General features: G+C 66.7%; 8 protein-coding genes. 2 read left to right on the plus strand and 6 right to left on the minus strand.

Translation table 11 applies throughout. The annotated features are described in order from the left end of the window. Window positions 1-829, plus strand: an 829-nt coding sequence (locus tag BGN95_RS08765) for a methyltransferase domain-containing protein (protein ID WP_286772413.1), incomplete at its 5' end; no start/stop codon positions are given. Window positions 830-917: 88 nt separating this feature from the next. Here the strand turns inward: BGN95_RS08765 and BGN95_RS08770 are convergent. From BGN95_RS08770 to BGN95_RS08795, 6 genes are all read right to left on the minus strand, one after another. Continuing rightward, window positions 918-1304 carry a response regulator gene (locus BGN95_RS08770; protein ID WP_179511723.1) on the minus strand — a complete coding sequence of 129 codons (387 nt, stop codon included), beginning with the start codon at window positions 1302-1304 and terminating at the stop codon, window positions 918-920. 53 nt (window positions 1305-1357) lie between these two features. Further along, entirely contained in the window at window positions 1358-3754 is a 2397-nt protein-coding gene (locus tag BGN95_RS08775) for an ATP-binding response regulator (RefSeq protein ID WP_286772414.1), read from the minus strand. Beyond that, window positions 3751-4959, minus strand: coding sequence for an EAL domain-containing protein (locus BGN95_RS08780; protein ID WP_286772415.1), 1209 nt, complete (start codon window positions 4957-4959; stop codon window positions 3751-3753). The genes BGN95_RS08775 and BGN95_RS08780 overlap by 4 nt, the downstream gene beginning before the upstream one ends. A 694-nt stretch (window positions 4960-5653) precedes the next feature. Then, a complete protein-coding gene (locus BGN95_RS08785; RefSeq protein ID WP_286772416.1) occupies window positions 5654-7129 on the minus strand; it encodes a flavin-containing monooxygenase in 1476 nt (491 codons plus the stop codon). A gap of 69 nt (window positions 7130-7198) precedes the next feature. Further along, a complete protein-coding gene (locus BGN95_RS08790; RefSeq protein WP_286772417.1) occupies window positions 7199-11398 on the minus strand; it encodes a translocation/assembly module TamB domain-containing protein in 4200 nt (1399 codons plus the stop codon). Beyond that, window positions 11398-13422, minus strand: coding sequence for an autotransporter assembly complex protein TamA (locus BGN95_RS08795; protein WP_432423292.1), 2025 nt, complete (start codon window positions 13420-13422; stop codon window positions 11398-11400). Before BGN95_RS08795 ends, BGN95_RS08790 begins: the two co-directional genes overlap by 1 nt. Window positions 13423-13612: 190 nt before the next feature. Between BGN95_RS08795 and BGN95_RS08800 the strand changes: the two genes are divergently transcribed. Beyond that, on the plus strand, window positions 13613-13890 hold a 278-nt coding region (locus BGN95_RS08800; protein ID WP_286772477.1), incomplete at its 3' end, for an enoyl-CoA hydratase-related protein.

The raw sequence follows: 13890 nt of genomic DNA on the forward strand, positions 1-13890 counted from the left end.
CGAAATCTTCGACCGCAACGCCCGCCGGATGCGCCGCGACCGGATCGCCGATCGCTACCCCGCGCACGATTTCCTGCGCGCCGCGATGATCGACGGGCTGCTCGACCGGCTGGCGAGCGTGAAACGTTCGTTCCACGACGTGCTCGATCTCGGCAGCTTCGACGGTGCCTTTCCTGCCCCGCCCGGCGCGCGCATCGTGCGGCTCGACGCGGGGCATCGCTTCGCCGCGCAATCGGGCGGGGTGCAGGGCGACGAGGATCGCCTGCCGTTTGCGGATGCGTCGTTCGATCTGATCGTCTCGGCCGGGGTGCTCGATACGGTGAACGACCTGCCGGGCGCGCTGGCGCTGATCCGCCGCGCGCTTCGTCCCGACGGGCTGTTTCTCGGCGCATTTGTCGGCGCGGGCAGCCTGCCCGCGTTGCGCACCGCGCTGCGCGAGGCGGAAGGCGATCGGCCGGCGCCGCGGCTCCACCCGCAGATCGACGTCCGCGCGGCGGGGGACCTGCTGCTGCGCGCCGGCTTCGCGCTCCCGGTCGCCGATATCGAGACGCTCGACGTGCGATACCGCGATATCGGGCGGCTGTTCGACGATCTGCGCTACATGGGCGCGGGCAACCTGCTGGCGGAGCGCCGCGCGATGCCGCGCGAGGTGCTGATGCGGACGGCGGCGGCGTTCGCCCGTCAGGCGGATGCCGACGGGCGCACTACCGAGCGCTTCGCGATCGTCTATCTCACCGCCTGGGCACCCTCGCCCGATCAGCCGCTGCCGGCAAGACGCGGCAGCGCCACCGCCTCGCTCGCGGCGGCGATCGGCAAGCCGAAGGTTTAGACGTCGAGAGCGAGCCCCTCTTTGTGCTCCCGCGAAGGCGGGAGCCCAGGCTGTGCCCCCGCCTTCGTGGGGACCCGGGGGAGTAGCGTCAGAGGATCATCCCGTCGTCGCCGGACGCGAGCACGCGGCCCATCGATTCGAACAGGATGTCCATCGCGACCGGCTTGAAGATCACATCGTCGGCGCCTGCCTCCAGGCAGCGCTCACGCAGATCGGGGGCGGTATCGGCGGTGACGACGATCACCGGCACTGACGCCTTGGCATCGCCGCGCTTGCGGATTTCGCGGATCGCCGAAATGCCGTCCATCCCCGGCATGCGCAGGTCGACCAGAAGGATATCGAAATCCTCGCGATCGAGGATCGCTAATCCTTCCTCGGCGCTTTCTGCTTCGGCCATGGCGGCGCCCGCGACTTCCAGCATGTCGCGAACCACGCGCCGGTTCATCCGGTCGTCTTCAATAAAAAGAACATTCATTGGCGTGGGACCGGATCGCGCGGCAGTCGTTTCATGTGCGTACCTTTATTGCCTCAAGCCGCTGCAGAGACAAGCAAAGCCGCACTCGGTTTATCGAATAATGTGATTAATAATTCGTCGCGCGCAATAGGCTTGACGATCACCTTGTCAATCCCCGCGCGCTCCAGCGCCTCGCGCTCGTCGGCCAGCCCGGCCGGCCCGAGCAGGGCCAGCGTGGCGGCCCCCGCTTTCGCGCGCAATGTGGCGATCGCCGCCAGCGCATCCTCGTCCTGACGCAATGTCGCATCGTCGAGCAGGATGACCTGCGGCGCGCCGTCGTCGAGCAACCCGAGCGCCTCGCCGACCGAGCCGGCGAAAGTCACCTTGCCCGCGCGCGGCTCGAACAGCGTCTTGAACATCGCGCGGGTGATCGGGTTGCGGTCGACCACCAGCATACCCTCGCCCGCCGCGACCCCGACCGCCGCCGGCGCCTCGGCGCGGACCAGCGGCAGATCGAGCGTGAAGGTCGACCCCGCCTCGAGCCGGCTTTCCACCGTCACCTCGCCCCCCATCGCGCGCGACAGGTTGCGGCAGATCGCGAGGCCAAGCCCGGTGCCGCCATATTGCCGCGTCGTCCCCGCATCGGCCTGACGGAACGCCTCGAATATCTCCTCATGCTTGTCGGGCGAGATGCCGATGCCGGTGTCGGCCACCGTCAGCCGCCAGCGATCGTCCACGGCCGTGGCGGTCAGGCTGATCCCGCCGGCCGGGGTGAATTTCACCGCATTGGAGAGGAGGTTGAAGATGATCTGGCGCAACCGCGTGGCGTCGCCGACGATCCACTGCGGGCCGTCGGTCAGCGTCATGTCGAAGGTCAGGCCCTTGGTGCGCGCCTGCTCGGCCCACATGCCGGTCGCATCGCGCATCAGCTGACGCAGATCGAACGGCGCCTCCTCGATCGTCATGCGGCCGGTTTCCATCTTCGCCACGTCGAGGATGTCGTCGACCAGCGCCCGCATGTTGACCCCCGCGCCGTGGACGACCGACAAGCGGTCGCGCGTCGCCGCGTCGAGCCGCTCGTCCGCCAGCATCACCTGCGTCATGCCGAGGATGCCGTTGAGCGGGGTGCGGATCTCGTGACTGGTCGTGGCGAGGAATTCGGTCTTGGCGGCGAGCGCCTTGGCCAATGCCGCGTTGCTGATTGCCAAACGGTTGCGGCTGCGCCGCAAGGTGAGGATGCTGAACGCGAGCAGGGTGATGATCAGCGCCGTGGCCGCAGCCGCGCCGATAAACACCAGCCGCTGCGTGCGCGCGCGCTCACGCTCGAAGGCGACAGTCTTCTGGAGGTCGTCGGCCTTCAACTTGGTGATGCGCAATTCCTGATTGGCGAAATCGAATTGCGCCGATGCCAGCGCCGCGCTGTTCGACTGCGCGAGTTCGGTGGCGCGATCGTCGAGCCGCTTGAGCGCGGCGAGATGTTTGAGCGCCAGCGTATCCTCGCCGAGCGCGCTGTATACGCGATAGGCGATATCGTGTGCGTCGCGGTCGGTAAGCTCGGTCTTGTCGAGATCCACACCGCGGAACCGCGCGTCGATCAGGGTGCGGGCTTGTTGCAGCCGGTGATGCTCGAAGGCCGACTGGGCGGCGAGCACCTGGAATAGGGGGTGATAGGCAACTGCGTTAGGTTTTTCGCTAAGGGCTATACCCTCTGAAATGGCACGATCCGCCCCCGGCAAATCATGCTGCATGAGCCGCACCCGCGCTACGTTGCTCAAAATCAGCGCAACGAGAAAGTCGCTCGACATGCCGCGCGCCGTTTGCAGCGCGAGCGCATATTGCGCTTCCGCCTCCGGGAAGCGCTTCAAATCCTTAAACGCACTGCCGCGGCCGTTGTAAATCGCGAGAGAAAGGCCGGGATCCTTCGAGTACACATCCTTGGCTTGGTCGAAATAGCGCAACGCCGCGACATAGTCGTTGCCGCCGTTATAAAGCAAAGCGATCCCGATAAGCGCCTTCGCCCTGCTCCTGTCATCACCAAGAATGCGGAACAATTCGTGCGCCTGGTGCAGATTCGTCAGGGCAAGCGCCACCTCGCCTGATGCTGTGCGCGCGCTGCCAAGCGATAGCAAGATATCAGCCTCGAGGTGGCTCCCCTTGTCCGAACGCTCCGCCAGGCGCTGAGCGTCACTCAACAACACGAGGGCGCGCTGCGTTTCGTTGACCCGGAGATTTGCCTCGCCGAGCAACCACAAAGCCGTCGCCTGCATATGCGACGAACGCTGTTGGCGCGCATAGGCCAGCGCCGCCTCCCCAAGGTCGATCGCCTTGCGGGGATCAGCCAGCATCGTGGCTTTCACGTCAGCGGCAGTCTTTTCGAATGCGTCGCTCGAATTGGCGTGGGCAGGCGCAGGCCCGAGCAACGCCAGGCTGATCGCCGAAGCGGCGGCGAACGCGCCGCGACGCGGTTTCATCCCCGCTTCCAGACCGAAGCCAGGCGGTTGAGCGGGTTGCGAGCGTCATGCGCGGCGGCTTGCTGCCGGGACTCATCGTCGAGGAATTCGATCAGCGCCTCGCCGGCGACCGGGCGGCTGATCAGGAAGCCCTGCACCATGTCGCACCCCATCACGGTGAGCAGCGCGAGCGCGGCGTGGCTTTCCACCCCTTCCGCGACGACCTCCATCTCCAGCGCATGCGCCAGATCGATCGTCGAGCGAACGATCAGCGGGTCGCGGTTGGAGCTGGTGAGCTGGGTCACGAACAATTTGTCGATCTTCAGCTCGCTCGCCGGGAGCTGCTTGAGGTAGGCGAGGCTCGACAGCCCGGCGCCGTAATCGTCGATCGCGATGCGGATGCCGATATCGGCGAATTTCTGCAGGTTGGCGATCGCGCTCACCGGATCGCGGATCACCGAGGTTTCGGTGACCTCGAACCCGAGCGTCGCGTCGCTCCCGGTGATCATCTCGCATGCCTGCTCGATGAACGCCGTGTCGGCGAGCAGCTGGCCCGAAAGATTGACGAACAGCCGGAGATCGTGCCCGGCTTCCCGGAAGCGCGCCTGATCGGCGATCACGCGGCGGATCGTCCACAAGGTCAGCCGGTCGATCAGATCGGCTTCTTCCGCGGCGGCGATGAAATCGCCCGGCGGGATCATCCCGCGTTCCGGGTGGCGCCAGCGGATCAACGCCTCCGCGCAGGTAACCTGCTGGCGGCGAACGTGGAATTTCGGCTGGTAGAACATCACCAGCTCGTCGTTCTCGATCGCCCGATCGAGTTCCATCATCAACGAAGCGCCGCTGACTTCCGCCGCCGGCGACCGAAGCACGTTGCGGCGCGAGCGTTCGAGCGCCGCCTCGGCGCGTTCGACGATCGTCACCATATCGAGATCGGTCTGCGACGCGATCGCCGTTCCGAAGATCAGCGACGGCTCGCATTTCCGCCCGGCGATATCGAGCGACTGCCCGCCGACCGCGTAAAGTGCGGTCAACAGCGCGTCATATTCGGCGCTCGACCCGACTTCCGCGATCACCTCGACAAGGTTGCGCCCGACGATTGTGACGACGCCGAGCGGCGCGGCATCCTCCAGCCGCGTCGCGATCCGATCGACCAGCGTACGCGCGCCGTCATTGCCCAAGTCACGGCGCAACGCCGCGAAATTCGCGATCTCCGTCAGGATCACGCACCGCCATCCCGTTTCGGGACGGACGGGTACGTCCAATGCACCGCTCACCTCGGGCGCGGCATCCTCAGGGAGCAAGTGCGATCGGCGCGACATCATCAGTCTCAGCGATATCGGGAAGGGCTGAAGATATCGTTAATCGGCGGGAAAGGTCGGGACCCAAGCCACTGTCCCAAAAGGCGATCAACACTTTGATTGCGAAATGGTTGATTTTCTATTAAGAATATCCCGCAACCGTTCGCGGTTGCCGATAAGGGAGAAAACCATGCTCGCGTTCATTCTGTCGCTGATCTACTCCACGGACCTCCGTCCCTGGTAACCAGCGGGCTTCGGCTCGATATCATTGATTTCATTGCCGTTTTTACGGAAATGGGAGATGTCGGGCCGAAGCTGTTTACCGCGCTGGAGCGTCCGGCGCGCACTTCCCCGATCCGTTGATGCGGCAATCGAATCGTTAACGATTGCGGCCCGAGCGCGAGTCGCGCTGCCCCCTTTCAGCTCTCAGACGCACACCGAGAGCGGACGTTTTGCGTCTGGCTGGTGTTCAATCCGCCGGGCGTACGATCGTCGCCCGGAGCATTGGGCATTAAAATAGCGATCACCTGAAGCCCACCCGGCCAAGGCCGGGGACCGGTTACGACCGGTCCGACGCCCGACCCCGGCCTTCGCCGGGGTGGATCACCTCTGAGCCCGCTCAGGCGGCGCGCGCGGCGCGCGACGGGGCCGGGTTCGAGAATTCCATGCTGTCGTCGACCGAGCCGAACCGCAGCATCATCACATCCAGCGCATAATTCTGGTGGAGCTTCCACGGCGTGCGGCTGCCCTGCTTGGGCAGCTTGTCGAGCGCGCGCTGGACATAGCCGGAGGTGAACGACAGGAACGGCTCGGGCGTGATCGCCTCGTCGCCGACCCGCGGCGTGCACTGCCGCAGCCCGCGCCGGCGCATCGTATTGAGCAAGCGGCACACATAGGCCGAGGTCAGGTCAGCCTTCAGCGTCCAGGAGGCGTTGGTGTAGCCGAAGCAGGATGCCAGATTGGGGACGTCCGAATACATCATCCCCTTGTAGTTGAAGCTCCGCGCGAGATCCTTCACCACCCCGTCGACGGTGAAGCGCACATCGCTGAGCAACTGCATCTCGAGCCCGGTCGCGGTGACGATGATATCCGCGGCGATCGACGTGCCGTCGGTAAGGTTAATCCCGGTTTCGGTGAAGGTCTCGATCGTCCCGGTTTCCACCGAAGCCGCGCCCGTGCGGATCGTATCGAACAGATCGGCATCGGGGACGAGGCACAGCCGCTGGTCCCACGGATTGTAGCGCGGCGTGAAATGCGTATAGACGTCATAGCCCGGCCCGAGCTGCTCGCGGACCATCTCGATCAGCCGCTCCTTGGTCTTTTCCGGGTTTTTGCGCGCGAGACGATAAAAGAACATCTGGAACAGCACGTTCTTCCACCGCGTGATGCCGTAGGCGGTGCTCGCCGGCAGCGCACGGCGGAGGAAATTCGCCATCCGGTCCTTCGCCGGGCGCGACACCACATAAGTGGGCGAGCGCTGCAGCATCGTCACATGCGCCGCGGTCTTGGCCATTTCGGGCACCAGCGTGACCGCGGTCGCGCCGCTGCCGATCACCACCACCTTCTTGCCGGCGTAATCGAGATCCTCGGGCCAGAATTGCGGATGGACGATCCGCCCGGCGAAGCGATCCGCGCCAGGGAAATCCGGGGCGTGCCCCTTGGCGTAATTATAATAGCCCGAGCACATATAGAGGAAATTGCAGGTCAGCGTGCCGGTCGTGCCGTCCGCCAGTCGCGTCTCGACCGTCCAGCGCGCTTCGTCGCTCGACCAGTCCGCGCTGACGACGTGATGCCCGAACCGGATATGCCGGTCGATGCCATAGGTCCGCGCGGTATCCCGGACATACTCGCGAATCGAAGGGCCGTCGGCGATCGACTTTTCGTGGGTCCAGGGCCGGAAGTTGTAGCCCAAGGTATGCATATCCGAATCGGAGCGGATGCCCGGATAGCGGAACAGATCCCAGGTTCCCCCGATCGCCTCCCGCCCCTCCAGAATCGCATAGCTACGATCCGGGCAGCGCGCCTGCAGATGATAGCCCGCGCCGATCCCCGACAATCCGGCGCCGACGATGATGACATCGAAATGTTCGGCCATGCGATATCCTCTCTCCCCATACCCGATATTCGATTTCGGCCGCGGAGGGAAGATGTATCTACATAGCTGTCAATAATCCTTCGAATAACGCACCGAGGCGTTCGAGCCGCCGAACGAGCCGACCTGCGTCAGTACGCTGAGCGATTTGGTGATCGCGACGGTCAGCTGCGTCGCGGTGAAGCCGCGCGCATCGGTGACGATCTCGATATAGATGTTGCGCGTGAGGTATTTGCCGGCGGCGAGCGCGGTGCCCCGCCCGGTCGCCTGATCGGCGCCGAGCACGCGCAGGCGATCGAAGCCGGTCGCCGAGCGCAATTTGCCGAGCGGGTTGATCCCCCCGCCCGATCCGCGCAGCGAATTGAGCGCGGCGGCGAGCTGGACCGCCTCGATCGCCGACAGGTTCTCCGGGTTGGTGCCGAACAGCAGCCGGCTCAGCACCTCGTCCTGCGGCAGCGTCGGGGTGGAGGAGAAGTTGATCTGCGGCTTCTGCCCCGTCCCCGCGATATCGATGTTGAACGTGGTGCTGTTCTTGGTCGTCGTCGCCTGGATATCGATATCGGGATCGAGCAGCGCCCCGCCCTGGAAGCGAATCCGTCCGCGCGTCACGTCGAAGCGCGTCCCCGCGAAGGAGTAAGTGCCGCGGACCAGATCGAGCCCGCCGGTTACGATCGGCGCCGCGGTGGTGCCGGTGACGCGCATGTCCATCTGCCACTCGCTCTCCAGCCCCATCCCCGACAGGTAGAGCTGGTTGTCGGCGCGCAGGCGCATATCGAGCTTGAACAGCCCGATCGGCGTCTCGACCGGGCGATCGGTCGGCCGCGCGACGCGAATGTCGCCCTTGCGGCGCACCCCGGTGAGTTCGGGCACCTCCGCCGCGCCCTGCCGCACGATCTGATAGCGCGCGTTGGGCACGACGATATCGGCCTTGATCAGCCCGCCGCCCGGCCCATTGGTGATGTTGAGCGTGCCGCTCGCGGTCGCGCCGAGCGCGTCGGACTTGGCGAGGTTCGCGCGATCGAGCGTCACGGTGACGTTCATCGGATAATGTTGCTCGGCGGACAGGCTGGCGAAGCCCCTGGCCTGGACCGTCCCCTCGCCCGCGCGCGCCTGGAGCGAATCGAGCTGGAAGCGATCGGCGGTGAAGCGCCCGCGGAGCTGGATCTGCGTCAGCCGCGTGCCATAGGTCTCATTGTCATAGGTGAGATTGTCGGCGCGGACGAGCCCGTTGAGCTGCGGCGCGGCGAGCCGCCCGCCGAAATCGGCCGCCACCGCGATCGCGCCGGACAATTGCTGGTTGGCGAGCCCACCGAAGCTGAACAGCACCCCCGCCGGCCCGTTGTAGCGGATGCCGCCGCCGAGCGGCGCCTGCATCAGCCGCTCCATCCACCTCCCCTCGCCCGCCGGCAGCGGGCGGAGGGTCGCGACCATCCGCCCGACCGTCGTCGGCCCGCGCTTGACGAGCGCGCGCGCCTCGCCGCCCGCGCCGGAGAGGTGGCCGATCAGCTCGACGTCGACCGGCTCGGACACCGTGACGAGGCTCGACCGGGTGAAGTCCGCGATCTTCAGCCGCGCATCGACATCGGGCACCGCGCCCGAACCGGCCTGGCTGATCTCGACGGTGCCGGTCGCCTGCCCGCCGATGCCGATATCGGGAACGAAGGCGTCGGCGATCGACAGATCGAGCGCGTCGAGCTGCATGCGCGCGACGAGCTTGTCACCATAGCTGCCGCTGATCCGCGCGCGGCCCTTGTCGAAGGTGATCAAGGTCGGCGCCAGATCGTAGCGGCCGTGCGCCGAGGTGATATGCGCCGGGCTGCCGGTCTTGAAGCCGACGCCATTGGCATTGCCGCTCAGCGCGACGAGCCAGTCGCCGGGGGCAAGCCGTGCATTGGCGGCGACGCGGAACGGCACCCCGTTCGACCCGGTGAGCAGCGCCTGCGCGGTGCCGCGGCCGCCGGTATAATTGATCTTGGCGCGCGCGCTTTCGATCACCGTCGGGCCGTAGCGCATGTCGCCGATCTGTACGTCGGCAAGCACCTTGGGCTGATCGTAGAGCACGATGCTGGCGGTCGCGATTGCGCGGCCGATCGTGAAATCGACCGATCCCGGGATCTTCGCGGCATGCGCGCGCGCGTCGATATCGGCGCGCTGATATTTGCCCTCGGCGGCGAGCCTGGCATTGCCCGACAGCCCCGAGCCGGCGAAATGGAGCTGCCCCGCGAACGGCCCGGCGGCGGTCTGCACCAGCCGTCCCGTGATATCGACCCCGGCGAACACGACCTTGCGCACGTCGACCGCGAGCTGTCGCCCGGTGCGGACCAATACGTCGGCGGTGAATGGGCCATAAGTGGTGCCGCCCTTGGCGGTGACCGCATAAGCATCGCCGCGGCCGACGATCCGCGCGTCGAGATCGGCAAGCCCGACCCCGACCCCGGGGCGCGGCGCGTGGATCAGGATCACGGGATCGGCCGCCGTCCCGCTCATCCGCGCGGTGATCGGACCATATTGGCGCGACGAGGCGTCGGCGGTGAGCGCCAGCTTGCCGTTGGCCGGGTCATATCGGCCGCCCCCTCGTGTCACGCGGAATTGCGGCGCGTTGACGCGCAGATTGGCGAAGGTGACGATGCCCTCGGGCGAATAGCCGACATCGGCGCGCATCACCGCATTGCCGCCGAGGAAGCTTTCGACCCCCGAATTGAAGATCCGGCTGGTCCGCGCGACGACCTTGCCCGCAATGCCGAACCCGCCGCGCGTCGCGGGCACCAGATGCGCGTCGGTGGTGAGGTTGATGATACCGATGCTCTCGACGCGGTAATTGTTGACCCGCCCGTTGAACGCGCCGGTGTAGCGCCCCGTCTTGATATTGGCGGCGAACAAGGCGGTCGCGTCGACGTTGTCGGAGCGGATGCGCATATTGTCCGACATCACCGACGGCCAGGTGATCGCGATATCGCCGTCGATCCGGGCATTGTTGGCAAGCCCGCCGACCGCCGGGTTAAGCCCGCTCACGCGCCGCGCGCGGGCATGGACCGGAATCAGGATGCGGTTGGCATCGACCCGCGCCTGCCCCTCGGCATAGACATTCTCGACCGTCGTGCCGGCGAAGCCGAGCGTCGTCGCGCGCAACTTGTAATCGACCGTCGGCCGGGCGAACGGCCCGTTGAGCACCAGCCGCGCGAGCACGTCGCGCCCGCGCATGTTGGGGGCGATCGCGCCGGGGGTGAGCAATTTCGCATCGACCGCGAAATTGCCGAAGCTGTTGTTCGCCAGATCGACGATCCCGCCGGAATCGATCGCCAGCGCGTCCGAGGTGAGCTTGATCCGCGTATCCGCCTTGCGCTGCGCCAGCGTCGTATCGATCGCGACGTCGAGCTTCGGCGCGGTGAGCCGCTCGACCGGCCCGGCGAGGTACAGGCCGGGTTTGGTATAGCCGCGCACCTCGATATGCCCGTCGCGCGCGGTGATGCCGAGATCGGCGAGCTGCCCGCCGCCGAGCGTCGCCAGCGCCTTGCCGGTCCAGGATTTCCAGCTTCCCTTGCCGCCGACGGTCGCGACGAGCGGTTCCTTCGTCCCGATCAGCCCGGCAACGACCCCGCCCGCCGGCGCGCGGAGCTTGAGATCGATCGCGAGGCGATTGTCGTCGGGCACCGCGTCGAGATGCAGCTTGAGCGCATCACCTCCCGACACCCCCGGCGCGCGCAACGCGACTGCATCGACGTCGATCTGCGCGCGCCGGTCCGCGATATGCGCCGAGCCGACGATCCGCCCGACATGCCGCACACCGGCGACCGGCGGCTCGGTGACGAAACGCTCGACCCGCAGCTTGCCGATATCGATGTCGATATCGGGTAGATAGGGCGCGTTGGGCTCGGCCGGCTGGGGGGTGAATTGCGGGTTGCGGCGCATCGTGACGAGCCCGCTTTCCAGGCTGCGCACGTCGATATGATTGCGGATGAAGGCGAACGGCCGCCAGTCCACGTCGATCCGCGGCGACGTGAGGAACACCCCCTTGGGATCGCTGACCCTGACGTCGGACAGCACCATCTTGTCGTAGATTGACCCGTCGATCCGCCCGACCGTGATGTTGAGCCCGGCGGCGGTGCGATAATTGCCGATCTGATCGGCGACGAAGCGCCGCCCCGGATCGGTGTCGATCCCGAACAGCACCGCGAGCAGCAGCACCGCAAGGGCCGCCAGCGCGACGGCCAGCCCGCGCAGCAGGCGGACCCACAGCGGGCGGGCGACGACGGTCTTTGCCTCGTCCGCCATCAGAAAGCCTGCCCGATCGAGATATAGAGCGCGACGCGGCTATCGCCCTTGCGCGGGTTGAGCGGGGTGGCGATGTCGAGCCGCATCGGGCCGAAATTGGTGTAGAAACGCCCGCCGATGCCCGCGCCGTAGCGCAGGTCTCCACCCTTGGGCAGCACGCTTTCATAGGCGTTGCCGGCATCGATGAACGGCACGATCCCGAAATTGCCGAAGCGATAGCGCGCCTCGAGCGAGAATTCGTTGAGGCTGCGCCCGCCGACCGGATTGCCCTGCGGATCGAGCGGGCCGAGCCGCTGATAACCGAAGCCGCGCACCGATCCGCCGCCGCCGCCGTAATAGCGCCGCGACGGCGCGAGATCGTCGCGCGAGATGCCGGCGATCGACCCGGCCCGCGCGCGACCCGCGATCACCAGGCTCGACGAGACCGGATAATAGAAGGTCCCCTCCAGCATCGCGCGGACATAAGGCGCGACTGCGCCCTGCACCGAGGTTTCCGGGCTGAGGTTGAGCTTCAGACGGTAGCCGCGCGTCGGATTGAGCAGATCGTCCGAGGTGTCGAACATGATCTGCGTCGGCAGCGCGGCGATGCCATAGGTGCGCCGCACCCGCTCGCCGCGCGCGAAATCATAGACGCTCTCGTTGGTGCCAGTGAGCTCCGCGCCGTAGAAATAGGTGATCTTCTTCTGCCACAAGGGCGTCGAATCATAGCTCCAGCGTACCGCGAGCGATCCGGTGATCGCGTTGAACGCGTCATAGGTCTGGTGGTTGGCGCTGGCGATGATCGAGAAAGTGCGGTCGCGCTGGCCGGCATTGGCGCGGCGGAAGGTGGCCGAGGCGCCCTGCTGCTGCGTGCCCGCGATCGCGCCGAGGATTAGCGCGCCCTCCGGCGGGAACATGTTGCGGCTCGTCCACGTCCCCTCGACCTTGAACCCCTCGCCCGTGCCATAGCCCGCCGTCCCCGCCAGGCTGCGCGACGGCCCCTTGCGCTGGCGGACGAGCAGATCGACTAGTTCGGTGCCGTCCGGGCCGGGCTGGCCGGTCGCCACCGGCTCGACCGAGATCGAATTGAACAAGGCGGTCGCGGCGAGCGCCTTGCGCAGATCGTCGGTCATCCGCACGTCATAGAGGTCGCCGGGCTTGAAACGCCGGAAGACGTTGAGGTGCTTGATCGAGAAGACCTTGTCGCCGGTGGTGCGCAGCGCACCGAACGACCCGCGCGCGCCCGGTTCGACCGGGAGGGTATAATCGCCGGTCAGCGTCGTCTCGTCGAGCAGGATGTCGCGCTGCCCGACCTTGGCGAAGGGATAGCCGTGCTGCGGCAGGACGAGGCTGACATTGGCCTCCGCGCCCTCGATCCGCGCCGCATCGATCGCGTCGCCGGTCTTGAGCGGCAATTGCGCGCGGATCAGCCCCGGGGGCACCGTCGGCGGCGCAACGACGTTGATCGCGCCGAGATGATAGAGCTTGCCCGGGGTCGCGCTGACCGTCGCGCGGAGCATCCCCGGCTGGTTCGGCACCTGTTCGATCACCGAGACGGCGGTGCCGTCATAATAGCCGAGCGACTTCATCAGCCGCACCGCCAGCGCCTCGTCCTCGCGCGCCCGCGCCCGGATCTGGCTCGCGTTGGCCGCCTTGCCGCCGCCGCTGCGCAGCGACGAGAGCGATTTGAACTGCCCCGCCAGCCCGATCTCCTCCAGCCCGCGCGTCGCCGTTTCGTAGCGGATTTCGGGGGCGGCCTTGTCCTTCACGTCCGCCGTGGTTTCGAGCGGGGTGCTCTCGAACGTGGTGATCGGCGCGAGCGGCTGGTCGAGCGCGGGATCGAGCGGGGCGGATTGCGGGGGCGGCGCGGCCGGGATCGGCTCGAGCGGGGCGTTGATGTCGTTCGACAGCGGCGGCAGCGCCTTGTCGAACTCGGCATCGGGGACGATCGGCTTATTGTCCTGCGGATCGGGCGCCGCCTGCGCATGCGCCGAGACCGGGGCGAGGACCAGCAGTGCGGTTGTCACCGGATATAAACGACCCACCGCAAACGCCACACGCGACCCCTTTCTCGCCCGGGGTCCAGGATAGAATTCTTAGTTTCCCCCGAGCAAGGGGAACGCCTCATTTTTGCAACGGTTGCATCGGCGACGCGGTGCCGCGCCGCGACGGGGGGTTGCCACTGCGGGGCAAAGGAGGCGATGGAGCGTCTCCCACACCGAGCGGACGGATCGCATGACGCAGCATATCGAAGTCTCCATCGCCCATCATGTCGCGACGGTGGTGATCGATCGGCCGCCGCACAACCACGTCAACGCCGCGCTGATCGGCGCGCTCGCCGATACGCTTGAGGCGCTCGACCGCGACGACGCGTGCCGCGCGATCGTGCTTGCGACCAATGGGCGGGTGTTCTGCGGCGGCGCCGACCTGTCGGGCGACAAGGTGCTGGTGACCGACAGCGGCGAGGCCGAAACCCCGATCCTCTATCGCAACGCGGTGCGGCTGTTCGCCGC

It is taken from the genome of Sphingomonas sp. 66-10 (genome assembly GCF_001897045.1).
Lineage (GTDB): Bacteria > Pseudomonadota > Alphaproteobacteria > Sphingomonadales > Sphingomonadaceae > Sphingomonas > Sphingomonas lycopersici.

Coding starts and splice junctions, on each gene's coding strand:
- BGN95_RS08770 (WP_179511723.1), bottom strand. CDS start 1,304: ATGAATGTTCTTTTTATTGAAGACGACCGGATGAACCGGCGCGTGGTT.
- BGN95_RS08775 (WP_286772414.1), bottom strand. CDS start 3,754: ATGAAACCGCGTCGCGGCGCGTTCGCCGCCGCTTCGGCGATCAGCCTG.
- BGN95_RS08785 (WP_286772416.1), bottom strand. CDS start 7,129: ATGGCCGAACATTTCGATGTCATCATCGTCGGCGCCGGATTGTCGGGG.
- BGN95_RS08790 (WP_286772417.1), bottom strand. CDS start 11,398: ATGGCGGACGAGGCAAAGACCGTCGTCGCCCGCCCGCTGTGGGTCCGC.